This is a genomic window from Bradyrhizobium sp. P5_C12, assembly GCF_054049735.1.
This window is the reverse complement of the sequence record NZ_JBFULU010000055.1, coordinates 1-23,972: the sequence shown is the minus strand read 5'-3', so window position 1 is coordinate 23,972 and position 23,972 is coordinate 1. Positions and strand designations below refer to the sequence as shown.

Below are 23,972 nucleotides of genomic sequence, written 5' to 3'. Positions count from 1 at the left end.
GACTACAATTCAAACCGAACTCGCGGAGGCGGCCCCTCACCCCACCCTCTCCCCGTAAGAACGGGGCCAGGGAGTGAGAGGGCGGTGCCTCCCTCACTTCAGGAGACCATGCCCATGTACATCGCCATGAACCGCTTTCGCGTCGCCAAGGGCTCTGAAGCTGCCTTCGAGCAGGTCTGGTTGTCGCGCGACACGCATCTGGACAAGGTGCCGGGCTTCGTCGAATTCCATCTGCTCAGGGGCCCCGAGCTCGAGGACCACACGCTGTATGCTTCGCACACGGTGTGGGCGAACCATGCCGCGTTCGAGGCGTGGACCAAGTCGGAGGCTTTCCGTGCCGCGCATCAGCGCGCCGGCGACAACAAGCCGCTCTATCTCGGCCATCCCCAGTTCGAGGGCTTTGAGGTGATGCAGACGGTGGGACGCGGCGCGAAATAGCGCCGCGCCGGTTATTGTTTGAGCATGATCTTTTCGGAAAACCGCTGCACACTTTTCCGGATCATGCTCTAGCCCTTGGTGATCTTGTCGATCTCGGCGAGATCATCCGCGCTGAGCTGCCAGTTGATCGCCTTGACGTTCTCCTCGACCTGCTCGACGCGGGTGGCGCCTGCGATCACGCTCGAGACCTGCGGGCGCGCGGCGAGCCAGGAGAAGGCGAGCTCCAGCATCGAATGGCCGCGCGCCTTGGCAAAGGCCTGGAGCTTCTCGACCATGTCCTCGTTGCGCGGCGTGACGTAGCGGTCGCGCAGCGCCGGCGCCTTGGCAAAGCGCGTGTCGGCCGGCGCTGTGGCGCCGCGCTGGTACTTGCCGGTGAGCAGGCCGCTTGCGAGCGGAAAGAACGGCAGCAGGCCGAGCTTGTATTCCGTTGCTGCCGGCAGCAGGTCCTTCTCGATGTCGCGCACCACGAGGCTGTATTCGTCCTGGGCCGAGACGAAGCGGCTGACATTCATCGCGCGCGCGGTGAACTCGGCCTCGGCGATGCGCCAGGCCGGGAAGTTGGAATTGCCGATATAGCGCACCTTGCCCTGGCGGACGAGATCGTCGAGCGCGCGCAGCGTCTCTTCCATCGGCGTCAGCGGGTCGTAATCATGCTGCTGGTAGAGATCGATGTAGTCGGTCTTGAGCCGCGTCAGGCTGGCCTCGACCGCGTTCATGATGTAGCGGCGCGAGGCGCCCTGCTTGGTGCCGTCGGTCGCCATCGGCTTGGAATATTTGGTGGCGAGCACGATGTCCTTGCGGCGGTCGCCGAGCACGGTGCCGAGCACCGTCTCCGAGCCGCCCATGCCCGCGTAGATGTCGGCGGTGTCGAACAGCGTGATGCCGAGATCGAGCGCGCGATGGATGACCTTGCGCGACGTCTCCAGATCCGTGCGCTGGCCGAAATTGTTGCAGCCGAGCCCGACCGCAGAGACGCGAAGGCCGGAGGCGCCGAGATTACGAATTTCCATGGGAGACCCTGTCAAACAAAAAGCAGCCGCGCATTGTGACCGCGCTGCGCCGCAGCAGCAAGGCGCCGCCCGCGTTGCTGCCATGCCGACAAGCGGGCAAAAAAATGCGGCCCCAGTCAGACGCGGCGACTGACGGGGACCGCTTTGGGGCGCTTGATCGGTGACGGGGGGCCTGATCAGACGCAGCTGCAACTTAATCCCGGAGTGTTACGCGCGGGTGACAGGCCGAGTTATCCACAGGCTCCGCGTCCGCGGGGATCAGAAGATCTTGCGATAGACGATGAAGCCGGAGCGTTCCGCGACCTTGTCATACAGGCTCTGCGCCGTGACGTTGGTTTCATGCGTCTGCCAGTAGACCCGCGGCGATCCCGCGAGCTTCGCCCGCTCGTAGACGCCGTGGATCAGCGCAGAGGCGACGCCCTTGCCGCGCGCTGCTTGAAGCGTGAACAGGTCCTGCAAATAGCAGGACGGCTCGATCGCGGTGGTGCTGCGGTGGAACAAATAGTGCGTCAGCCCGAGCAGGCGGCCGTCGCTCTCGGCGACCAGCGCGTGCACCGGCTCGTAGGCATCGAAGAAGCGCTGCCACGTCATGCGCGTGATCTCGGGCGCGAGCGCGGTCGGGCCCGAGCGGCCGTAGAACGCATTGTAGCCGTCCCACAGCGGCAGCCATTGATCGTAGTCCTGTCGGGTGACGGTGCGAATGGTGAGTGACATGTGAAAATTCCGCGATCGATGAAGAGAGCTTCATACGTGATGAGGGGCGTGCCGATCAATTGTCTTACGACTCGGATGGACATTCAGCTGTGGCAACGGAGTGCCATGCCCCTCACCCGGATCGCTGGCGCGACATAGCCGAAGTTTCACTTCGGCGTTCTTCGGGACGACCGCCGAAGGCGGTCTATGCCTCTCCCCGCAGAAGACCGGGGAGAGGTTAGGGCTCGCAGTAACGGCAGAAGTTTTAGTCGGGCCTTTTATGTGAGGGATGCACCGCTCTGTCACTCCCTCGCCCCGTTCTTACGGGGACGCGACGAGCTTCGCTCGCGCTGAGAGGGTGGGGTGAGGGGCTGCTGCCGCGAGCGTTGGTTCGGATTGTAAGCGCACGGTGCCGCGACACTACTCCGCGACGCGCAGATACCGGATCAGCCTGCGGCCGGTGGGATCGCGCAGCGAGCGGTAGTAGTCGGCGCGCGAGGGCGCATCGGTGTGGCGCACGAGATCGGTGACCGGCGTATAGCTCAGCATGCGTCCGCCGTCGGGCAGCGCCGCGCAGACGAAGCGCAGCACCTCGCCATTGCGCAAGTTGATGTTGATCGGCGTGGCATCGCCGGTTCTGACCATCTCCATGCGCTGTGCGATGAAGGCGCCGAGCTCGTCCTCGGGCAGCTCGAACGCGCCGGTGTCGCGGCCGTGATACATCAGCGCGATGAAGGGCGGCTTGCCGTCGGCGACTTCGTCCGGCAGCGCAAAGTAATCGCGGAACGCGCGGTTGATGAATTCGGCGCGGGTCTCGGCATCGAGCAGCACGATGCCGATATCGACCTGGTCGAGCGCGGCCGACAGCCGCGCGGCGGTGGCATGATTGCGGCGCTCGGAGGCGAACGCGGCGAGCAGGCGCTCGCGCATCAGTCCGGTGATGGCGGCGGTGGCGGCGGCCGTGATCGCCAGGAGCCCGAGCGGGACCAGATCGGCCGCGGCGTAGCCGGGCCCGATGCGATGGCTGAGGACGTACAGCGCCGCGCCGATCATCGCGACGGCCGCGCTGGCCATGGCGGAGGCGAAGCCCGACAGCGAGCCTGCAACGGCCACGATGCAGACGAAGAGCGGCGCGGGCGAGGGGACGGATACGTGGTGGCCGAGCATGACCGCCAGCAGCGCAATCGCTGCCGTCAGCGCCGGACCGGAGATCGCACGCCATCCCAACCGCATGGGCCTGTCTCGCTCCTCCCGAACGAGTAAGGCCCTCAGACTGACCCATGGTTGCGCCAGCGCAATGCGATTTCGTGTGGTGGGCTTAAGGGGAGCTTGCGCAGGCGCGCAAAGCTTTCGGATGATTTTAGACCAAATGCGCGTGCCTGAGGCGTTGCTGCAGCGCAGGCGCGTTCAGCGTCGACGTCCCCGAGCTCTTGCGCATGCCGGTGAAAATCAACAGCGATGCCGCGACCAGGATGGCCGCAGTCAGGGTGATTGCAACGACTACCACAGGTGATTTCATCGACGTCCTGTCGCGATGCCGGTCGGCGCGAGCCACGCGGCGCCTTGAAGGCTGGTCGAGGATGAAACGGGGATCAGACCGGCAGGCCCATCGCCATGGTCGCCTTGGTCGACAGCACCGTGAGGGTGACGATCAGGCACAGCGACAGCGCCGCGACGGCGAGCGATGCCGCCACCGCGCTGGTCAACCGGGAAGACGCGACGGTGGCGGGTCGGCCGTGAAAGCCTGCCGTGCCGGACGCCCGAATCATGGTCTAAATCCTTCAACGTGCGAGCGAATCACCCGCGACGTTCCACAATTTCCCAGTTTCAACCGGCAATATTGCGGCGGCTGCAGCAACGAAAATGGCGGGATTGCGGCAAAGCCCGGTGCTATGCCCGCTATTCACCAGGGCAGCGTTGCCGGTCAGGCGCCCGCGGCGATGCTGGCGGGGTCGTCGACGTCGGCCGGCCGCCAATCCATCGCCACGTATCCGGGCGCCGCTTCGACGCGCTTCAGCCAGTCCCGGATCGCCGGGAAGGTCGAGAGGTCGAAGTCGCAGCGGTCGGCGAGGTGGGTGTAGCCGTAGAGCGCGATGTCGGCGACCGTGAGCTGGCGCGCGGCAAAATACGCGTTGGTCTTGAGGTGATTTTCCATCACCTGGAGCGCGCCATAGCCGCGCTCCATCCAGTCCTCCAGCGCATGGACCTGGAGGTCGCGGCCGCCCCTGACCAGCGACAGCCAGAAATAGGCCGCGCCGATGTTCGGCTCGAGCGCGTGCTGCTCGAAGAACATCCATTGCAGCGCCTCGGCGCGGTCGATGCGGTTCTCCGGCGCCAGCGGCGTGCCGACGGCGACATACCAGAGGATGGCGTTGGACTCCGCGAGGTGGCGGTCCTCGCCGACCTCGAGCAGCGGCACCTGGCCGGATGGGTTCTTCGCCAGGAAGTCCGGCGTGCGACTCTCGCCGCGCAGAATGTCGACCTCGATCGCCTGGTAGGGTAGGTTCAAGAGCGCAAGCGCAAGGCGGACCTTGTAGCTGTTGCCCGAGCGCTGCATCGAATAGAGCTTGTACATTCCTGAGGATCGATTCCGAGAACGGGAAGGGCGGAGCTTGTTGCCCCGCAACGCGGCTAAACAATGATGCCGTTGCGAATCCGCCGCAAGGCCCGCGCCATAGAAAAACTCGAAAACCCTACCGCACTGCAGCGCCGCGGAAGATCATTTCCACACGACGATGCAAATCAGATCACGCTTGCGTCAACGTGCCAGCGCGTTGCTCCGCGAGAGGGACGATCGGTTCAGGGCACCATGTTTCCACATCGTCATGGCCGGGCTTGTCCCGGCCATCCACGCCTCGCCACGCGGCCCAAAGAACGTGGATGCCCAGGACATAGGCGAGCGAAAGCGACGCCGTCCTTCGGACGGCTATGCCCGGGCATGACGACGGTCTGATTTCAGGACGGCCAACACGCAAAATTGCTCCGAGGACAGGCCTTGCCGGATATGAGCGCTTCCGCCGGCAAAGTTGCGGAATATTGCGCGGAATCGCGCCTCGAAACGCCCGGATTCGTAAACTTTTTCGGGATCGGGCCGAAGTTTCTTGCGATGCAGCGGCGCACGTTTTAGGGTGCCTCATTCCCACAATCAGAGTCGTGAAGGCCTCAAGGGTTCACGACGCTCGCCAGGAGATGATGATGTCCTTCCTTGCTGCTGCGCTCGACCGTGTGAAGCCGTCCGCGACCATCGCGGTCACGGATAAAGCACGCGCGCTGAAAGCGGCGGGCCGCAACGTCATTGGCCTGGGTGCCGGCGAGCCGGACTTCGACACGCCCGCCAACATCAAGCTGGCGGCGATCCACGCCATCGAAGCCGGCAAGACCAAGTACACCGCGGTCGACGGTATTCCCGAGCTGAAGGAAGCGATCATCGGGAAGTTTCAGCGCGAGAACGGCGTCGTCTACAAGCCGAACCAGATCATCGTCGGCACCGGCGGCAAGCAGGTGCTCTACAACGCGCTGATGGCGACCATCAATCCGGGCGACGAGGTGATCATCCCGGCGCCCTATTGGGTCAGCTATCCCGAGATGGTGGCGCTCGCCGGCGGCGAGCCGGTGCCGGTGGTCTGCACCGCCGCGGCCGGCTTCAAGCTCCAGGCCGAGGCGCTCGAGCGCGCGATCACGCCGAAGACCAAATGGGTGATCCTGTGCTCGCCGTCGAACCCGACCGGTGCGGCCTACACCAGGAGCGAACTGAAGGCGCTCACCGACGTGCTGGTCAGGCATCCGCATGTCTGGGTCATGACCGACGACATGTACGAGCACCTCGTCTATGACGACTTCCAGTTCACCACCGTCGCGCAGGTCGAGCCGAAACTCTATGACCGCACGCTGACCGTGAACGGCGTCTCCAAGGCCTATTGCATGACCGGCTGGCGCATCGGCTATGCCGGCGGCCCGGCGCAGCTCATCAAGGCGATGGCGACGATCCAGTCGCAGTCGACCTCGAACCCGAGCTCGATCGCGCAGTGGGCGGCGGTTGAGGCGCTGAACGGTCCGCAGGACTTCATCCCCGCCAACAACAAGGTGTTCAAGGAGCGCCGCGACCTCGTCGTCTCCATGCTCAACCAGGCCAAGGGCATCGAGTGCCCGCGTCCGGAGGGTGCGTTCTACGTCTACCCGTCCTGCGCCGGCACGATCGGCAAGACCGCGCCGTCGGGCAAGGTGATCAGCAATGACGAGGAGTTCGTCACCGAGCTGCTGGAAAGCGAAGGCGTCGCCGTGGTGCAGGGTTCGGCCTTCGGCCTCGGCCCGGCCTTCCGCATCTCCTATGCGACCAAGACCTCGGATCTCGAAGACGCCTGCAAGCGCATCCAGCGCTTCTGCGGCAATCTGCGCTAAGGCTGTCGCGACGGACTGCGAAAAGGCCCGCCAGAGGCGGGCCTTTTTTTGTTTGCACGCTTATCGTCGCACGCGATCTGGCACCACCATGGCTCTTGTGGCATAGACCATCGCGCAACACGGGTGGGGTGCTCTCTCTGCTCGCATCACACATAGCCGGAGATATTTCATGCGCCGTTCGTTCATCGTCGTCGGGCTCGCCGCCGCCAGCCTGGTTGCCTCCGTCGTGGGCGGCAGCGCTCAGCAGCAGCGGATGGTCCGGGTCGGCGTGCTCGAATGCCGCGGCGGTGCCAGCGTTGGCTTCATCGTGGGATCGGTGACCAATCTCGGCTGCGTGCTGCGCGCCGATGGCTTGCCGGAGGATCGCTATGTTGCGACCATCCGCAAAGTCGGTCTCGACATCGGCATCACCCAGGAGACGACGCTGGCCTGGGGCGTGTTCGCGCCGGTCGACCGGCTCGGCCCCGGCGATCTCTCGGGCACCTATGCCGGCGCGCAGGGCAGTGCGTCGATCGGTGTCGGCCTTGGCGGCAACGTGCTGGTCGGCGGCTCCAACAATTCGATCGCGCTCCAGCCGCTCAGCGTGCAGGGCCAGGTCGGCCTCAATGTCGCCGCGGGCCTGGAGAGCCTGGAACTCCGTCCGGGCCGTTAACAATTTCGTGCGTGAGGATCGCGCCGCTTGATCGGCGCGATCACGGCAACGTCGCAGCGCAGCGACGTTTCGCGCTTGCCAAACGAGGAGGACCGGCAGAGCATCCATCGCTGCCGACCCAATCATGGGCCGAGCTCCAGATGAAGGAGGCGGCGAATGGGACAAGACGTCAGAAGTCCCCGAGGTCCACGGTGCATTGCACTGGTGGGCCCTTTCCAAAGCGGTAAAACCACACTTCTTGAAGCAATCATGGCGCGAACGGGCGCAATCCCGCGCGCCGGCAGCGTCGACGCCGGAACCTCCATCGGCGACGCCACGCCAGAAGCCCGCCATCACAAGATGACCGTCGGGCTCACTGCCGCCACCACGAGTTTCATGGGCGACAGCTACACCTTCCTCGATTGTCCCGGTTCCGTCGAATTCGCCCACGACATGCGCGCCGCGTTGCCCGCGGTCGATGCCGCGGTGGTGGTTTGCGAGGCGGACGAGAGGAAGCTGCCGCAGCTTCAGATCATCCTGCGCGAGCTGGAGGAACTGAAGATCCCGCGTTTCCTGTTCCTCAACAAGATCGATCGCGCCAGCAAGCGCATCCGCGAGACGCTCGCTACGCTTCAGCCGGCCTCGCGCGTGCCGCTGGTGCTGCGCCAGATCCCGATCTGGAACGGCGAGCTGATCGAAGGCTTCGTCGATCTCGCGCTGGAGCGCGCCTTCATCTATCGCGAGCACAAGGCCTCCGAGGTGGTCGCGCTCGAAGGCGGCAATCTCGATCGCGAGAAGGAGGCCCGCTTCTCGATGCTGGAGAAGCTCGCCGACCACGACGACGCGCTGATGGAGCAGTTGCTCGAAGACATCCAGCCGCCGCGCGATGCCGTGTTCGACGACCTCGCCCGCGAATTGCGCGAAGGCCAGATCTGCCCCGTGCTGCTGGGCGCGGCCGCGCGCGAGAACGGCGTGCTGCGTCTGATGAAGGCGCTGCGTCACGAGGCTCCCGGCATTGCCGAGACCGCAAAACGCCTCGGTGTGCCGGACGGCAAGGACGCGCTCGGCTTCGTCTTCAAGACGCTGCATTCGCAGCACGGCGGCAAGCTGTCGCTGACGCGGCTGCTTGCCGGTCATCTCGATGACGGTGCGACGCTGCAGTCATCCTCCGGCGGAACCAGTCGCGTCTCCGGCATCCTCGCCGTCAACGGCGCCTACGACACCAAGCGTGCCGCGGCGGACGCTGGCGACACCGTGGCGCTCGGCAAGCTCGACCCGATCAGGACCGGCGACACCGTCTCGAGCGGCAAGACCCAGCCGGCCGCACTCGCCGCCCCGGAACCGACGCCGCCGGTGCTCGCGATCTCGATCGCGGCCCCCGACCGCAAGGACGACGTCAAGCTCGGCCAGGCGCTGGCGCGCCTGCACGAGGAAGATCCATCGCTGATGATGGTGCAGAACGCGCGGACCCACGACACCGTGTTGTGGGGACAGGGCGAGATGCATCTGCGCGTGGCCAGCGAGCGGCTGCGCGACCGCTTCGGCGTCAAGGTCACGTCGCATCCGCCCGCGATCGGCTATCAGGAGACCATCCGCAAGCCGATCACCCAGCGCGGCCGCCACAAGAAGCAGTCCGGCGGTCACGGCCAGTTCGGCGATGTCGTGCTCGACATCAGGCCGCTGCCGCGCGGCGACGGCTTCAAGTTCGCCGAGAAGGTGGTGGGCGGCGCGGTGCCGCGCAACTACATCGGCGCGGTGGAGGAGGGCGTCGTCGACGGATTGACGCGCGGTCCGCTCGGTTTCCCCGTCACCGATCTGCAGGTGACGCTGACCGACGGCTCCTATCACAGTGTCGACTCGTCCGACCTCGCCTTCCGCACGGCGGCGCGGGTCGGGCTCAACGAAGGCCTGCCGCAATGCCAGCCGGTGCTGCTGGAGCCGATCCATGTGGTCGAGATCGTCTGCCCGACCGATGCCACCGCCAAGATCAACGCGATCCTGTCGGCGCGGCGCGGGCAGATCCTCGGCTTCGACACCCGTGACGGCTGGACTGGCTGGGACTGCGTCCGCGCCATGATGCCGGAAGCGGAGATCGGCGAACTCATCGTCGAGCTGCGCTCGGCCACGGCCGGCAGCGGCAGCTTCACCCGTCAGTTCGACCACATGGCCGAAGTGACCGGGCGCGCCGCCGACCAGATCATCGCCGCCCATCAGCACGCGGCGTGATGTAGTTCGCGCGGTAAGGGAGGCACCGCTCTCTCACTCCCTCTCCCCGTTCTTACGGGGAGAGGGTGGGGTGAGGGGCCGTCTCCGCGAGCACGGCGAAAGCCGGACTCACGCAGTCTCCTCCTCTCCGTCATTGCGAGCGTAGCGAAGCAATCCAGACTGTCTCTGCGGAGACGGTCTGGATTGCTTCGTCGCAAGAGCTCCTCGCAATGACGGAGGAGACTGACGGGCAGCCCCTTGCATTGGCCTCTCAATGATGTATTTTACATCATTGTACATGCGCCAGATATCATTTATAAGCTCTGATACGTGAGGCCAAGGTGATCACGTCGTTCCAGATGCGGGCGGCCCGCGCGCTGCTCGGCATTGACCAGAAAACCCTGGCCGAACTTGCCGGCGTATCTCTGCCGACCATCCAGCGGATGGAGGCGAGCACCGGCAACGTTCGCGGCGTGGTCGAGACCTTGATGAAGGTGGTCGAAGCCTTTGATCGGGCCGGCGTCGAGCTGATCGGCGAGCAGGCACGCAGCGACAGCGGAGGACGTGGCGTTCGCCTGAGGGAGCCCGGGCCGCCGCGTCGGATCGGAGCGTGATCGCGCGAGGATCATGCTCGCAAGCGGGCTGAGCTAACGCACCGTCGCGCCCGGGACCGCGGCCGCACGATGCATCGGAGCGTTGTGGGGCAGCGGAGCACTTTGCTGACATGAGCATCACAGGCGAACCCGCAGGCAAGCTGCACGAGCTTCGTCGACCGACCTTTACCGAACTCTATCTGCCAAAGCTCGTCACCGTGTGGCGCGAGGGCTATGGGCTGGCGGATTTCCGCGCCGATGTGTTCGCGGGCCTCACCGTTGCGATCGTCGCGCTGCCGCTGTCGATGGCGATCGCGATCGCCTCGGGCGTGACACCGGACCGCGGCCTCTACACAGCGGTGGTCGGCGGCTTCATCGCCTCGCTGCTCGGCGGCAGCCGGTTCCAGATCGGCGGACCAGCCGGCGCCTTCATTGTGCTGGTTGCGGCGACCACTGAGCGTCACGGCGTCGACGGCGTCATCCTCGCCACCCTGATGGCGGGGCTGTTCCTGATCGCCGCCGGCTTCCTGCGCGTCGGCACCTACATCAAGTTCATCCCCTATCCGGTGACGGTCGGCTTCACCGCCGGCATCGCCGTGATCATCTTCGCAAGCCAGCTCCGCGATCTCGGCGGGATCACGCTTGTCGCGAAGGAGCCCAGCGAATTCGTGCCAAAGCTCGTCGCGCTGGCCGGAGGCCTGCACACGATCAATCCGTCCGCGGTCGCGGTCGCAATCGTCAGCATTGCCATCATCGCTGCCTTGCGGATCTGGCGGCCGTCCTGGCCCGGCATCCTGATCGCGGTCGTATTCGCGGCGATCGTGTGTGCGGTGTTGTCGCTGCCGGTCGAAACCATCGGATCGCGCTTCGGCGGTATCCCGCGCGAATTGCCGTCGCCGGCACTGCCCGCGTTTTCGCTGGAGAAGGCGAAAGCGGTGCTGCCCGACGCGATCGCGTTCGCGCTGCTGGCCGCGATCGAATCGCTGCTGTCGGCGGTGGTGGCCGACGGCATGACCGGACGCCGCCACCGCTCCAATTGCGAGCTGGTGGCGCAAGGCGCGGCCAATGTCGGCTCGGCGCTGTTCGGCGGCATCTGCGTCACCGGCCTGATCGCGCGCACCGCCACCAACATCCGCGCCGGCGCCCGCGGGCCGCTCGCCGGCATGCTGCATTCGGTCTTCCTGCTGCTGTTCATGCTGATCGCGGCGCCGCTGGCAAGCTACATCCCGCTGGCCGCGCTCGCCGCCGTGCTCGTCGTGGTCGCCTGGACCATGGCGGAGAAGCAGGAATTCGCGACGCTGTTGCGCTCCTCCTGGGGTGATGCCGTCGTGCTGCTCGCCACCTTCCTGCTCACGATCTTCCGCGATCTGACCGAAGGCATTTTGGTCGGCTTCGCGCTCGGCGCGGTGCTGTTCATCCATCGCATGGCGGAGATGACCGGCATCGAGGAGCGGTCGCCGCTGGTGGCGGCCGATCGCCCCGATGACGGGAATGGCGAGCGCGTGCCCTACGATCCCGGCCTCGCGGTCGATCGCGACGTGCTGGTCTATCGCATCACGGGCGCGTTTTTCTTCGGTGCCGCCTCCGCAATCGGAGGCGTGCTCGACGAAATCGCCGACAAGCGCAAGGCTTTCGTGGTGGATTTTGCCGCGGTCCCGTTCCTGGACTCGACGGCGGCGAACGTGCTGGGACGCGTCGCCGCAAAGGCACATCGCCAGGGCATCAGGCTGTTCATCACGGGGGCATCGCCCGCGGTCCGCCGCGCGCTATTGACCCATGGCGTCACGCGGTCGCGCGCGCGTTATCGCGAGACCATCGCGCGCGCGGTCGCCGACATCAAGGGCGCGACAGGGACGGCGCCGCCCGCGGCCGATGACGCCGCGGCAAGCTAGCGGCGCGATGGAATTAAGCTTCGTTGTCGCCACCAGGTGAGGTGCGCCCCTTCTCCCGCTTGCGGGGGAGGGCTGGGGTGGGGGTGCCTCCTCAGCAAGATGCCTGGATCAACCTCGCCGCGATCTGGTTTGCCGCCGGGGCGGCGCTGGCGCTGGCGGCGGTCGTGGCCGCGGCGATGCGGCGCTCGCGCGCTTGACAGAGCCGGTCGGACGCGAAATGGATCGCCTCCAACACTCCTTTAGGGAAGGATGACCGTGACCAAGGCTCCCGCAGCCTGTCTGATCGGATGGCCGGCGGCGCATTCGCGCTCGCCGTTGATCCATCATTACTGGCTGCGCACGCTCGGCATCGAGGGCGGCTATGTCATCGAGGCGGTGCCGCCCGACGATCTGCGCGACTTCGTGCTGCGGCTGTCGCTGCGCGGCTTCGTCGGCGCCAACGTCACCATCCCGCACAAGGAGGGCGTGCTGGCGCTGTCGACGCCCGATGCGCGCGCAACGGCCGTGGGTGCAGCCAACACGCTGTGGTTTGCCGATGGTGAACTGCGCTCGACCAACACCGACGTCGAGGGTTTCATCAACAATCTCGATGCCAGCGCGCCGGGCTGGGACAGCGCCGACGAGGCGCTGGTGCTGGGGGCGGGCGGGTCGTCGCGCGCGGTCGTGTTCGGCCTGCTCGAACGCGGAATCGGCCGCGTCCATCTCGCCAACCGTACCATGGCAAGGGCAGAGGTGCTCGCAGGAGAGTTCGGGCCGAAGGTGCGGCCTGTTACGTGGGACGGGATCAACGACGTCCTGCCGCGGACAAAACTTCTCGTGAACACGACGTCGCTCGGGATGCACGGCCAGCCCTCGCTCGATGTTGACGTGGCGCGCCTGCCCGAAGCTTCCGTCGTCGCCGATCTCGTCTATGTCCCCCTTGTCACGCCGCTGCTGGCGGCTGCGAAGGCGCGCGGCCTGAAGACCGCCGACGGGCTCGGCATGCTCTTGCATCAGGCGGTACGCGGCTTCGAGCTGTGGTTCGGCCAAAGGCCCGAAGTCACGGCGGAGCTGCGTGCGCTGGTCGAGGTCGATCTCACAAAGACTTGAAAGAATAACGGCGAATAGCACCCCACCTCCGGAGTTCTATCCCCGTGGGGACAATCCGGAGACCGTCATGCCTGTTCAACGTGCAACTTTTACGCGTCCGCTGATCGCCGTCGCGATGGTGGCCGCTTCCACCCTCTCAGCCGTCGCGCAGAAGGCGCCGGTGCCGACGCGCGTACGCGGCACGATCGAGAGCGTCAATGGCGACACCCTGCAGGTCAAGTCGCGCAGCGGCGAGGACGTCAAGCTTCACATCGCCCCTGACGTGAACGTGTCGGGCGTTACCAAGATTTCACTCGCCGATATCAAGGTCGGCTCCTTCGTCGGCGCCACCACGGTGCCGGGTCCGGACGGCGGCCAGAACGCGGTCGAGGTGCACGTGTTTCCGGAGAGCATGCGCGGCACCGGCGAGGGCTCGCGGCCCTATGACCTCAAGCCGAACTCCACCATGACCAACGCCACGGTGTCGGAGAGCGTGGTCGGCAATGACGGCCATACGCTGCTGGTGAAGTACAAGGACGGTGAGAAGAAGGTGTTCGTCGCCGACAACACGCCGGTCGTGACCTTCGTGCCCGGCGACAAATCCGAGCTGAAGGCCGGCGCAAAAGTCGTCGCCTTCATGAAGCAGCTGCCGGACGGCTCGTTCGAAACCAACCGCGTCAGTGTCGGCCTCGACGGCCTGACGCCGCCGATGTGACGGAGGATCCAAACATGTCGAAATTGACCTGGATTCCACGCGTGCTCGTGGCGGCGTTTGCCGTCGTCTCGATCGTCTCCGCCTCGGCGCAGCAGGCGCCGACGGTCCGCATCCGCGGCACCATCGAAAGCGTCGACGGCAACATGCTCGGCATCAAGACGCGCGAGGGCAGCGACGTGAAGGTGCGCATGACCGACAACGTCGCCGTCTTCGCCGTGGTCAAAACCTCGCTGTCGGAGATCAAGGACGGCTCTTACATCGGCGTCACCGGCATGCCCGAGCCCGACGGCACTCAGAAGGCGATCGCGGTGCACATCTTCCCCGAGAACCAGCGCGGCGCGGCCGAAGGCTTCCGGCCCTGGGATGCCCGCGCCAACTCGACCATGACCAACGCGACCGTGGCGCAGACGGTGAAGGGCACCGACGGCCAGAACATTCTGGTCAAGTACAAGGACGGCGAGAAGAAAGTGGTGGTGCCGCCGGACACGCCGATCGTCACCTTCGTCGCCAGCGACAGGTCGGAGATCAAGCCGGGCGCCAAGCTGATCATCTTCGGCGCGGCGAAGATGGACGACGGCTCGCTCGAAGCCAACCGCGTCAATGTCGGCAGGGACGGGATTACGCCGCCGATGTGACACGAAGTGTCGTTCTGGGGCGCGCGAAGCGCGAACCCGGAATCTCGAGGTTCCCCGGTGCGCAACTGCGCACCTGAGGTCTGGTCCTTTGGACCATCCCGGAACGACGAACTAAAACTTGTAGGGTGGGCAAAGGCGCAACGCGCCGTGCCCATCACTTCCCTGCATTTCACGAAGTTGGTGGGCACGCTTCGCTTTGCCCACCCTACGGCACTGCGCTTGTCCGGGACGACGATGGTGATTGAGGCGCGTTCTCCGCGCCTCAACAGCTCACACCGCAATGATGTGATCGTCGATCTCGGCGATCTTGTTGACGCCGCACAGGCCCATGGTCGTGAGCAGCTCCTTCTGGATGATGTCGATCGCCTTGGCGACGCCGGCCTGGCCGCCGGCACCCAGGCCATAGGCGTAGGCGCGGCCGATCATGCAGGACTTCGCGCCGAGCGCGAGCGCGCGCATCACGTCCTGGCCGGAGCGGATGCCGCCGTCGAACATGATCTCCATCTGCGAGCCAATGGTGTCGACGATCTCGGGCAGCACCTCGATCGTGGACGGCGCGCCGTCGAGCTGCCGGCCGCCATGGTTGGAGACCACGATCGCCTGCGCGCCGGTCTTGGCGGCGAGCTCGGCGTCCTCGACGTCGAGGATGCCCTTGATGATCAGCTTGCCCGGCCAGATGCTGCGGACCCAGTCGACGTCCTTCCAGTTCAGCGAGGTGTCGAACTGCGAGTTGATCCAGGTCGACAGCGACGTGATGTCGTCGCTGACCTTGAGGTGCCCGGCGAGATTGCCGAAGGTGCGGCGCTTGCCCTGCAGCACGCCCGACACCCAGGCCGGCTTGGTGGCGAAATCGATCAGCTTCGACAGCGACCATTCCGGCGGCACCGTCATGCCGTTCTTGATGTCCTGGTGGCGCTGCCCGATCACCTGGAGGTCGACGGTCAGCACCAGCGCCGAGCATTTTGCCGCGATCGCGCGCTCGATCAGCGCCTTGATGAAGCCGCGGTCCTTCATGACGTAGAGCTGAAACCAGAACGGCTTCTCGACATTGGCGGCGATGTCCTCGATCGAGCAGATCGACATCGTCGACTGCGTGAACGGGATGCCGGCGGCTTGCGCGGCGCGGCAGGCGTGGATCTCGCCGTCGCCATGCTGCATGCCCAGCAGTCCCACCGGCGCGAGCACCAGCGGCATGGTCGAGGGCTCGCCGAGAATCGTGGTCGAGGTGTCGCGGCTGGAGACGTCGACCAGGATGCGCTGGCGAAACTTGATCGCCTGCATGTCGTCGCGGTTGGCGCGCAGCGTTTCCTCGGCATAGGAGCCGCGGTCGCAATAGTCGAAAAAGGCCTTCGGCACGCGGCGCTGATGCAGCGCACGAAGATCGTCGATACAGGTGATATACTTCATGACCGTTCCCCGCGCCCCGGCTTGCATCGGAAGATTTAGGGGTCATCTAGCATGGTTGGATGCACAGCCAAATCGTTTGCGAAATCGTTTGTGGAGAGGGCGTCATGACCAGGCCGCACAGCAAGCCGACGCCGGAGGAGATCAAGGAGAAGCGCAAGCTCGAAGAAGCGCTGGAAGAGGGGCTGGAAGAGACCTTCCCGGGCTCGGATCCCGTCAATGTCACCCAGCCGGCGCCGAGCCGCCAGGACGGCCACGTCAAGCGCACCGACTAGCAGGCGGGTTCCGAGTCGTCCCGCTTGGCCGGCATGAAATATAGTGTTAACAATACGTTACCGGGGCCATGTCGGCTCCGGTTCCGTAACGATTCATCATATTTTTTGAAGCCAAGTTAGCCCCAATGGCCTTATAAGACCTCAGCAAATCAGGGATGCGGGGCCCGTTCGGGCACCCAGTGGTTGCAGAGGGGATTCCTGGTTGTTGCGTGGGGGACGATATGAGCCGCAAATATTTCGGGACTGACGGGATCCGGGGCCGTGCCAACGGACTAATCACGCCGGAGCTCGCGCTCAAGGTCGGCCAGGCCGCAGGCCTTGCGTTTCAGCGCGGTGACCACCGCCACCGGGTCGTGATCGGCAAGGACACCCGGCTGTCCGGCTACATGATCGAATATGCCATGGTCGCGGGCTTCACCTCCGTCGGCATGGACGTGCTGCTGGTCGGCCCGATGCCGACGCCGGCGGTCGCGATGCTGACCAAGTCGATGCGCGCCGATCTCGGCGTGATGATCTCGGCCTCGCACAATCTGTTCGAGGACAACGGCATCAAGCTGTTCGGCCCGCAGGGCTTCAAGCTGTCCGACGACGTCGAGAAGCAGATCGAGCTGCTGCTCGACGAATCGCTGGACAAGCGGCTGGCGCAGAGCGCGAGCCTGGGGCGCGCCCGCCGCATCGACGGCGTGCACGACCGCTACATCGAATTCGCCAAGCGCACGCTGCCGCGCGATCTGTCGCTCGACGGCCTGCGCGTCGTGGTCGATTGCGCCAACGGCGCCGCCTACAAGGTGGTGCCGGAGGCGCTGTGGGAGCTCGGCGCCGACGTGGTGCCGATCGGCGTGGACCCGGACGGCTTCAACATCAACAAGGAATGCGGCTCGACCTCGCCGGAAGCGCTGGCCAAGAAGGTGCGCGAGATGCGCGCCGACATCGGCATTGCGCTCGACGGCGACGCCGATCGCGTCATCCTGGTCGACGAGCGCGGCCATCTGGTCGACGGCGACCAGTTGCTCGCGGTGATCGCGCAGAGCTGGAAGGAAGACGGACGGCTGTCGCGGCCGGGTATCGTGGCGACCGTGATGTCCAATCTCGGGCTCGAGCGTTTCCTGAAAGCGCAGGGGCTCGACCTCGTGCGCACGCCGGTCGGCGACCGCTACGTGCTCGAGCAGATGCTGAGCGGCGGCTACAATCTCGGCGGCGAGCAATCCGGCCACATCATCCTGTCCGACTACGCCACCACCGGCGACGGTTTCGTTGCCGCCTTGCAGGTGCTGGCCGTGGTGCAGAAGTCGCGCCGGCCGGTGTCGGAGGTTTGCCACCGCTTCGATCCGCTGCCGCAGATCCTGAAGAACGTCCGCCACAAGGGTGGCAAGCCGCTCGATGATTCCGACGTCAAGTCGGCGATCTCCGACGGCGAGCAGCGTCTCAACGGCCACGGCCGGCTCTTGATCCGCTCGTCCGGCACCGAGCCCGTGATCCGCGTCATGGGCGAGGGCGAGGATCGCGTCCTGGTCGAGGACGTCGTCGACACCATCGTCTCCGCGCTGGGCCAGGCGGCGGCTTGATCTTGCTCAACCTCTCCCCGCTCTTCCGCGGGGAGAGGTCGGATCGCATCGCGATGCGATCCGGGTGAGGGGCGTGGCACGCTGTCGCCACAACTGAATGTCCATCCGGCGCGCAAGCGAGGCGCACGCAATCTCTCGTCTCTTTCGGAGCGGACGTGCGGAGACAGCCCCTCACCCCACCCTCTCCCCGTGAAGGACGGGGAGAGGGAGCGAGAGAGCGGGGGACACCCGCGCATCCCAGCCATCGACGATTGGCGGTGGTTCCAGCGCCGCTTGCGTCGTAACTAGCCGATGCGGCGGTTCGCCGCGCCGGGATGCTCCATTGAACAAGCCTGTCGTCGTACCTGCGGAAACGCTGACCGAGCCCGTCGTGGTGAGCGACGTCGCGCCTGCCGCCGCCAAGGCCGCCGCCGGGCCGGCCTATGTCGTGCTCGCCGGCATCAGCTTCTCGCACTTCCTCAACGACACCATGCAGTCGCTGATCGCCTCGGTGTATCCGATCCTGAAGGACACCTACGCGCTCGACTTCGCGCAGATCGGCATGATCACGCTGGCCTTCCAGTTCACGGCCTCGCTGCTCCAGCCGGTGGTCGGGCACTACACCGACAAGAAGGCGCAGCCCTTCTCGCTGGCGATCGGCATGGCCTCGACCTTCTTCGGCCTGCTGCTGCTCAGCGCCGCGCACCAATATCTCGTCATCCTCGTCGCGGCCGCATTGGTCGGCCTCGGCTCCGCGGTGTTTCATCCCGAATCCGCGCGCATCGCGCGGCTCGCCTCCGGCGGCCGCTACGGTTTTGCGCAGTCGGTGTTCCAGCTCGGGGGCAGCTTCGGCACCTCGATGGGGCCGGTGCTCGCCGCGCTGATCGTGGTGCCGTTCGGGCAGGGCAGCATCGCCTGGTTCTCCTCGATCGCGTTCCTCGCGATTGTCATCCTCTGGCGCATCGGCCGCTGGTATGCGCCGCAGATCACGGCCAGGAAAGTTGCGCCGGTCCACACCCAGCCGGGCGGGCCGAGCTCGCGCCGCGTCGCGGTTGCGCTTGCCGTGCTGGTGGCGCTGCTGTTCTCGAAACAGCTCTACGTGTCGAGCCTGTCGAGCTACTACATCTTCTACCTGATCGACCGCTTCGGCGTGTCGACCCAGGCCGCCCAGATGTATCTCTTCATCTTCCTCGCGGCGAACGCGGTCGGCGCGTTTCTCGGCGGACCGCTGGGCGATCGCTTCGGCCGCAAGATCGTGATCTGGATCTCGATCCTGGGCGCGCTGCCGTTCACGCTGGCGCTGCCCTATGCCGGGCTCGCCGGCAGCGCGGTGCTGTCGGTGATCATCGGCCTGATCATCTCCTCGACGACCTCGTCGATCATCGTGTTCGCGCAGGAACTGGTGCCGCACCGCTTCGGCATGATCTCCGGCGTGTTCTTCGGTGTCGCCTTCGGCATCGGGGGCCTGGGCGCCGCCGTGCTCGGCAAGCTCGCCGACCACACCTCGATCGAGTTCGTCTACCAGGTCTGCGCCTACCTGCCGGCGATCGGCCTGCTCGCCGTGTTCCTGCCCAAGCTGCCGCGGCACACCCGTTAACGCATTCTCTCTCCCCGCACCGCACGTTCATGGATTGTTAGCGATTGCAGCCGCGCGGGTGCCGCAATTTTGCAACGCTCGCGCCGCATGCGCGTGTACAGTCAGAAAAAATCAACCTTAAAAATTAGGGTTAAGTGGCGCTTAAACATTTGCTGGCATCGTCCGGGCCGTGAGTTTCCAGAACGTGAGGCCTGTGTATTTGCCTCACCGGCCAAAAGGACGAAGCCAATGCGTAGCGTTAAGTCTCTCCTTGCCGCGGGTGCGGCAACCCTGATCTCGTCGATGGCGTTCGCCGCCGACATGCCGATCGCGGCGCCGCCCCCCATGTACGCGCCGCCGGCTCCGCCCGCCGATTTCGGCGGCTGGTATCTCCGCGGCGACATCGGAATGACCAACCAGCGCGCCAAGAGCATCGAGGGCGCCGTAGCGCCCGGGTTTACGAAGACGACGGAGGGACTGGGCTTCGACTCGTCCCCGCTGTTCGACCTCGGTGTCGGCTATCGCTTCAACAACTGGTTTCGTGCGGACGTGATCGGCCAGTACCGGGGCAAGGCCAATCTGCACGGCAGCGACAACGTCGTTGGACCCGGCTTCGTCGGCGTCAACAATTACACCGGCAGCAAGTCCGAGTGGGTCGTCATGGCAAACGCCTATGTCGATCTCGGCACCTGGTGGTGCATCACGCCGTTCATCGGCGCTGGTGTCGGCGGCTCGTACAACAAGATCAGCGGCTTCCGCGACGACGGCGTGTCCTACAGCCCGGCGCTCAACAACAGCGTCGCCTACTTCGCCGACAACGGAAAGTGGAACTTCGCCTGGGCCGCCCACGCCGGTCTCGCCTACAAGGTCAATCCCGGGTTCACCGTCGAACTGGCCTACAGCTACATGAACCTCGGGGACGCGGCGCCCGGCAACTTCCGCCTGTTCGACAACAGTGCCTCGGGTCCGACCTCGATCAAGATCAAGGAGCTCACCTCGCACGACATCAAGCTCGGCGTGCGCTGGGATCTCAACAGCCCGCCGGTCTACGCGCCGCCGCCGCTGGTCACCAAGGGCTGATCGCCGGTCTCATTTCTTAAACTCTCTTAACGGCGCGGGATCATCCCGCGCCGTTTTGCTTTGCGTATTTTTCATGGCGCGATGGCGACGAAAGCGTCCGGCGCAACCATTGGTTAAGGTTAACGAGCCATGATCACGACAGAGAGTTCGAGTTCGATGGAGCGTTGCAATGCGTAGGCTGATGTTGGCGGCGGCGATGTTGGGGACGGTATCTGCCGCGCACGCGGCCGATCTGCCGGACCTGCCCATCCTGCGCGGCAGCTTCACCGACGGGCTGAGCCGGTCCAACGTCAATTGGCAAGGCTTCTATGTCGGCGGCCAGGGCGGCTACGGCGCCTCCGACGAACATTTCAGCGGCAGCAACACGACGATGCTGTCCACGCTGCTCGACCACAACGTCATCCAGCAAATGGATGTTGCGAACTGGAATCTCGGCCTCGGCGGACAGTCAACCCGGTCGAGCGGATACGGTGCCTTCTTCGGATATAACAGCCAGTGGGAGGACGTCGTCCTCGGCCTCGAGGTGAGCTATCTCCACGGCTCATTCGGTGGCGCGTCACAGGCGTCCAAGGAGCTTGTCAGCGGCAGCGCGCTGACCGACGGCTTCTTCCACGACGTCAGGGTGACGTCGTCGGCGAAAATCTCAATCTCGGATATGGCGACTTTCCGCGGCCGTGCGGCCTATGCCTGGGGCTGCTTCCTGCCTTACATGTTTGGCGGTTTCGCGCTCGGCAAGGCCGACATCTCGCGCAACGTTCTCGTCGAGGATGCGGTCAGCACCACGATCACCGGGCCATTCACGACCCTGCAGCCGTTGAGCGCGACGGATACCGTGCACAATCACATGATCTACGGCTATACCGCGGGTCTCGGCGTTGACGTCAACCTGGCCGGCGGTCTCTTCATGCGCGCCGAGTGGGAATATATCCGCTTCACCTCCGCGGTCGACACCAACATCAACACCGTCCGCGCCGGCCTCGGCTACAAGTTCTGACGCGCGAACCGCCGGTTGACAGGATTGCGTCATCCTGATGCTCTGTCGCCCGAAGCGGGGCGGCAGCGATGCAGATCTACGGCGACAGCAATTCCGGCAATTGTCTCAAGGTGAAGTGGGTTTGCGACAAGCTCGCGCTGCCCTACCATTGGATCGAGATCGACACCCGCAAGGGCGAGACGCGCACCCCGCAATTCCTGAAGATGAACGGCGCCGGCCAGGTCCCGACCGTCGAGCTCGATGACGGCCGCACGCTGGCGCAGTCCAATGCCATCATCCGCTACCTCGCCCGCGACAGCGCGCTGATCCCACGCGACGCTTTTGCTGCGGCCAAGATGGACGAATGGCTGTTCTGGGAGCAGTACAGCCACGAGCCCTATATCGCCGTGTGCCGCTTCCAGCTGGTCTATCTCGGCAAGGACGCCTCCGAGCTCGATCCGGAGAAGGTCAAGCGCGGCTATGCGGCGCTCGACCGCATGGAGCAGCATCTTGCGCAAAGCCGCTTCCTCGCCGGCGACGTGATGTCGCTCGCCGACGTCTCGCTGCTCGCCTATACGCGTGTCGCACATGAAGGCGGCTTCGATCTCGCCCGCTTTGCCGCCGTCCGCCGCTGGATCGGCGAGGCCGAGGCCTTTCTCGGCCTGCCGCCTGCGCGTTGAGTCCGGAGTTTCCAGCATGAACGACCAATCCGTCTCGATCCGTCGCGCGCGCCGTGACGACGTCGCCGCGATCGTCGCAATGCTCGCCGACGATCATCTCGGGCGCGCGCGCGAACGGGTGGAGGAACCGCTGCCTGCCTCCTATGGCGAAGCGTTCGAGCGGATCGAGCGCGATTCCAATCTCCAGCTCGTGGTCGCCGAGAGCGAGGGCAGGGTGGTGGGTTGCCTGCAACTGGCGATCCTGCCGGGCATCAGCTCGCAAGGCGGCTCCCGCGGTCTGCTCGAGGACGTCCGCGTTGCTTCCGATTGTCGCAGCCGCGGCATCGGCGAACAATTGGTGCAATGGGCGGTCGCGGAAGCGAAAGCGCGCGGCTGCAATCTGGTCGAACTGCTGACGCATGCGAGCCGCGTCGATGCGCAGCGCTTCTACAAGCGGCTTGGATTCGCAGCGAGTCACGTCGGCATGACTGTCCGCTTTTGAGGCAGCCCGGCGCGACCGTTGCGCGGTCAGCAAATTCGGATCGCGCATTCGTTCATCTTAAGAGCCGGTAAACTACCCAGCCGTCGTTCACGTGGAGCCGGGAACGAACGGTGCTACGCCTGCGTCTGAAACCGGGCTCGGTCGGTTCGGGGATTTCGATGACAAGCTATTCGATGATCAAGGTCGGCAACGACTACGTTGTGCAGGCCAACGACAAGTGCATTTTGAAGGTCGGCAGCCGCCGCCGTGCGGCGCAATTGATCAGCGATGCCACGGACTTGCTGAACGCGCTCGCCGTGGTTGAATCCCCTGATATCGCCCCGGACGAACCATCACTCCCCCGTGAGGCTCCTGAACTTTCTTGACGACTCTTCCCGTTTCCCGTATCAGCCGCGGCGGGACACCTCCCCCCAACGGGAGGCTTACTATCTGGAAGGGTAGACTATGACTGTAGCGAAGCCCGCTTCGCGGCCGACCGTGCCGCATTTCTCCTCCGGCCCCTGCGCCAAGCGCCCCGGCTGGAACGCCCAAAATCTCAAGGACGCAGCCCTCGGCCGCTCGCATCGCGCGAAGGTCGGCAAGACCAAGCTCAAGCTCGCGATCGATCTGACGCGCGAAGTGCTTGAAGTGCCCTCCGATTACCGCATCGGCATCGTTCCGGCCTCCGATACCGGCGCGGTCGAGATGGCGCTGTGGTCGCTGCTCGGCGCACGGCCCGTCACCACGCTCGCCTGGGAATCCTTCGGCGAGGGCTGGGTCAGCGACATCGTCAAGGAATTGAAGCTCAAGGACGTCACCAAGCTCAACGCGGCTTACGGCGAGATCCCCGATCTCTCCAAGGTCGATCCCAAGAGCGACGTCGTCTTCACCTGGAACGGCACCACCTCCGGCGTGCGCGTGCCGAACGCCGACTGGATCAGCGCGACCCGCGAAGGCCTGACCATCTGCGACGCCACCTCGGCAGCGTTCGCGCAACCCCTCGACTGGGCCAAGCTCGACGTCGTCACCTTCTCCTGGCAGAAGGCGCTGGGCGGCGAAGCCGCGCACGGCATGCTGATCCTGTCGCCGCGCGCCGTCGAACGGCTCGAAACCTACAAGCCGGCCTGGCCGCTGCCAAAAATCTTCCGCATGACCAAGGGCGGCAAGATCAACGAGGGCATCTTCGTCGGCGAGACCATCAACACGCCGTCGATGCTCTGCGTCGAGGATTATCTCGACGCGCTGAACTGGGCCAAGTCGATCGGCGGCCTCAAGGCGCTGATCGCGCGCGCCGACGCCAACACCAAGGCGCTCGCCGACTGGAAGGCGAAGACGCCGTGGATCGACTTCCTGGCCAAGGACGCCTCGATCCGCTCCAACACGTCGGTGTGCCTGAAGTTCACCGATCCCGCGATCACCTCCCTCTCCGAGGATGCGCAAGCCGAGTTCTCCAAGAAGCTGGTCGCGCTGGTCGAGAAGGAAGGCGCCGGCTACGACTTCGCGTACTACCGCGATGCGCCGGCCGGCCTGCGCATCTGGTGCGGCGCCACCGTCGAGGCGAGAGACGTCGAGCTCCTGACCCAGTGGATCGACTGGGCCTTTGCCGAGACCAAGGCGCAACTCGCCAAGGCGGCTTAGCTTTTTTTCACCTCTCCCCGTTCTTACGGGGAGAGGTCGGATTGCGCAGCAATCCGGGTGAGGG

25 protein-coding genes are annotated in these 23,972 nt (G+C 65.3%); 18 read left to right on the top strand and 7 right to left on the bottom strand.

What is annotated here, in order from left to right; all coding sequences use genetic code 11:
• Positions 1 to 114 precede the first annotated feature (114 nt).
• Positions 115 to 438 (top strand): antibiotic biosynthesis monooxygenase family protein, encoded by a 324-nt coding sequence (locus tag ACXJMY_RS32430; protein ID WP_456623417.1) that lies wholly within the window; start codon positions 115 to 117, stop codon positions 436 to 438.
• Positions 439 to 506: 68 nt separating this feature from the next.
• On the opposite strand, the gene ACXJMY_RS32425 is transcribed toward ACXJMY_RS32430, so the two are convergent.
• From ACXJMY_RS32425 to ACXJMY_RS32400, 6 genes are all read right to left on the bottom strand, one after another.
• Positions 507 to 1,448 (bottom strand): aldo/keto reductase, encoded by a 942-nt coding sequence (locus ACXJMY_RS32425; protein WP_456623416.1) that lies wholly within the window; start codon positions 1,446 to 1,448, stop codon positions 507 to 509.
• 258 nt (positions 1,449 to 1,706) lie between these two features.
• Positions 1,707 to 2,162, bottom strand: a complete 456-nt coding sequence (locus ACXJMY_RS32420) for an N-acetyltransferase family protein (RefSeq protein ID WP_456623415.1) — start codon at positions 2,160 to 2,162, stop codon at positions 1,707 to 1,709.
• 399 nt (positions 2,163 to 2,561) lie between these two features.
• Positions 2,562 to 3,374 carry a PAS domain-containing protein gene (locus tag ACXJMY_RS32415; protein WP_456623414.1) on the bottom strand — a complete coding sequence of 271 codons (813 nt, stop codon included), beginning with the start codon at positions 3,372 to 3,374 and terminating at the stop codon, positions 2,562 to 2,564.
• 127 nt (positions 3,375 to 3,501) lie between these two features.
• On the bottom strand, positions 3,502 to 3,648 hold the full coding sequence (locus tag ACXJMY_RS32410) for a hypothetical protein (RefSeq protein ID WP_456623438.1): 147 nt from the start codon (positions 3,646 to 3,648) through the stop codon (positions 3,502 to 3,504).
• 85 nt (positions 3,649 to 3,733) lie between these two features.
• On the bottom strand, positions 3,734 to 3,910 hold the full coding sequence (locus ACXJMY_RS32405; protein WP_456623413.1) for a hypothetical protein: 177 nt from the start codon (positions 3,908 to 3,910) through the stop codon (positions 3,734 to 3,736).
• A 155-nt stretch (positions 3,911 to 4,065) separates the two neighbouring features.
• Entirely contained in the window at positions 4,066 to 4,716 is a 651-nt protein-coding gene (locus ACXJMY_RS32400) for a glutathione S-transferase family protein (protein WP_456623412.1), read from the bottom strand.
• A 620-nt stretch (positions 4,717 to 5,336) separates the two neighbouring features.
• On the opposite strand from ACXJMY_RS32400, the gene ACXJMY_RS32395 reads away from it, so the two are divergent.
• The 8 genes from ACXJMY_RS32395 to ACXJMY_RS32360 all read left to right on the top strand — a co-directional run bounded on the left by ACXJMY_RS32395 (position 5,337) and on the right by ACXJMY_RS32360 (position 14,278).
• Entirely contained in the window at positions 5,337 to 6,539 is a 1,203-nt protein-coding gene (locus ACXJMY_RS32395) for a pyridoxal phosphate-dependent aminotransferase (RefSeq protein ID WP_456623411.1), read from the top strand.
• Between the two features lie 169 nt (positions 6,540 to 6,708).
• Positions 6,709 to 7,191 carry a DUF992 domain-containing protein gene (locus ACXJMY_RS32390; RefSeq protein WP_456623410.1) on the top strand — a complete coding sequence of 161 codons (483 nt, stop codon included), beginning with the start codon at positions 6,709 to 6,711 and terminating at the stop codon, positions 7,189 to 7,191.
• Positions 7,192 to 7,347: 156 nt separating this feature from the next.
• On the top strand, positions 7,348 to 9,396 hold the full coding sequence (locus ACXJMY_RS32385; protein WP_456623409.1) for an elongation factor G: 2,049 nt from the start codon (positions 7,348 to 7,350) through the stop codon (positions 9,394 to 9,396).
• 320 nt (positions 9,397 to 9,716) lie between these two features.
• Complete coding sequence (locus ACXJMY_RS32380; protein WP_456623408.1) at positions 9,717 to 9,989, top strand: helix-turn-helix domain-containing protein; 273 nt, start codon at positions 9,717 to 9,719, stop codon at positions 9,987 to 9,989.
• A 110-nt stretch (positions 9,990 to 10,099) separates the two neighbouring features.
• Positions 10,100 to 11,860: a SulP family inorganic anion transporter gene (locus ACXJMY_RS32375; protein ID WP_456623407.1), complete on the top strand. Its 1,761-nt coding sequence runs from the start codon at positions 10,100 to 10,102 to the stop codon at positions 11,858 to 11,860.
• 249 nt (positions 11,861 to 12,109) lie between these two features.
• Entirely contained in the window at positions 12,110 to 12,949 is an 840-nt protein-coding gene (locus ACXJMY_RS32370) for a shikimate dehydrogenase (protein WP_456623406.1), read from the top strand.
• Between the two features lie 67 nt (positions 12,950 to 13,016).
• The gene (locus ACXJMY_RS32365) at positions 13,017 to 13,643 is read left to right on the top strand and encodes a hypothetical protein (RefSeq protein WP_456623405.1); all 627 of its coding nucleotides are present in this window, start codon (positions 13,017 to 13,019) and stop codon (positions 13,641 to 13,643) included.
• A 14-nt stretch (positions 13,644 to 13,657) separates the two neighbouring features.
• Positions 13,658 to 14,278 (top strand): hypothetical protein, encoded by a 621-nt coding sequence (locus ACXJMY_RS32360; protein ID WP_456623404.1) that lies wholly within the window; start codon positions 13,658 to 13,660, stop codon positions 14,276 to 14,278.
• 270 nt (positions 14,279 to 14,548) lie between these two features.
• Here the strand turns inward: ACXJMY_RS32360 and ACXJMY_RS32355 are convergent, their stop codons facing one another.
• Entirely contained in the window at positions 14,549 to 15,685 is a 1,137-nt protein-coding gene (locus tag ACXJMY_RS32355; RefSeq protein ID WP_456623403.1) for an alpha-hydroxy acid oxidase, read from the bottom strand.
• Positions 15,686 to 15,789: 104 nt separating this feature from the next.
• Here ACXJMY_RS32355 and ACXJMY_RS32350 point away from each other — a divergent pair, with 104 nt between their 5' ends.
• From ACXJMY_RS32350 to ACXJMY_RS32310, 9 genes are all read left to right on the top strand, one after another.
• Positions 15,790 to 15,957: a hypothetical protein gene (locus ACXJMY_RS32350; RefSeq protein ID WP_456623402.1), complete on the top strand. Its 168-nt coding sequence runs from the start codon at positions 15,790 to 15,792 to the stop codon at positions 15,955 to 15,957.
• Between the two features lie 221 nt (positions 15,958 to 16,178).
• Complete coding sequence (gene glmM, locus ACXJMY_RS32345) at positions 16,179 to 17,522, top strand: phosphoglucosamine mutase (protein WP_456623401.1); 1,344 nt, start codon at positions 16,179 to 16,181, stop codon at positions 17,520 to 17,522.
• A 322-nt stretch (positions 17,523 to 17,844) separates the two neighbouring features.
• Positions 17,845 to 19,098, top strand: coding sequence for an MFS transporter (locus tag ACXJMY_RS32340; RefSeq protein ID WP_456623400.1), 1,254 nt, complete (start codon positions 17,845 to 17,847; stop codon positions 19,096 to 19,098).
• Positions 19,099 to 19,326: 228 nt separating this feature from the next.
• The gene (locus ACXJMY_RS32335) at positions 19,327 to 20,157 is read left to right on the top strand and encodes an outer membrane protein (protein ID WP_456623399.1); all 831 of its coding nucleotides are present in this window, start codon (positions 19,327 to 19,329) and stop codon (positions 20,155 to 20,157) included.
• A gap of 169 nt (positions 20,158 to 20,326) precedes the next feature.
• Positions 20,327 to 21,151: an outer membrane protein gene (locus ACXJMY_RS32330; RefSeq protein ID WP_456623398.1), complete on the top strand. Its 825-nt coding sequence runs from the start codon at positions 20,327 to 20,329 to the stop codon at positions 21,149 to 21,151.
• 68 nt (positions 21,152 to 21,219) lie between these two features.
• A complete protein-coding gene (locus ACXJMY_RS32325; RefSeq protein ID WP_456623397.1) occupies positions 21,220 to 21,810 on the top strand; it encodes a glutathione S-transferase family protein in 591 nt (196 codons plus the stop codon).
• A gap of 16 nt (positions 21,811 to 21,826) precedes the next feature.
• Entirely contained in the window at positions 21,827 to 22,291 is a 465-nt protein-coding gene (locus tag ACXJMY_RS32320) for a GNAT family N-acetyltransferase (RefSeq protein ID WP_456623396.1), read from the top strand.
• A 158-nt stretch (positions 22,292 to 22,449) separates the two neighbouring features.
• Positions 22,450 to 22,656 (top strand): hypothetical protein, encoded by a 207-nt coding sequence (locus ACXJMY_RS32315; RefSeq protein WP_456623395.1) that lies wholly within the window; start codon positions 22,450 to 22,452, stop codon positions 22,654 to 22,656.
• Between the two features lie 79 nt (positions 22,657 to 22,735).
• Positions 22,736 to 23,908 (top strand): phosphoserine transaminase, encoded by a 1,173-nt coding sequence (locus tag ACXJMY_RS32310; RefSeq protein WP_456623394.1) that lies wholly within the window; start codon positions 22,736 to 22,738, stop codon positions 23,906 to 23,908.
• Positions 23,909 to 23,972: the final 64 nt, after the last annotated feature.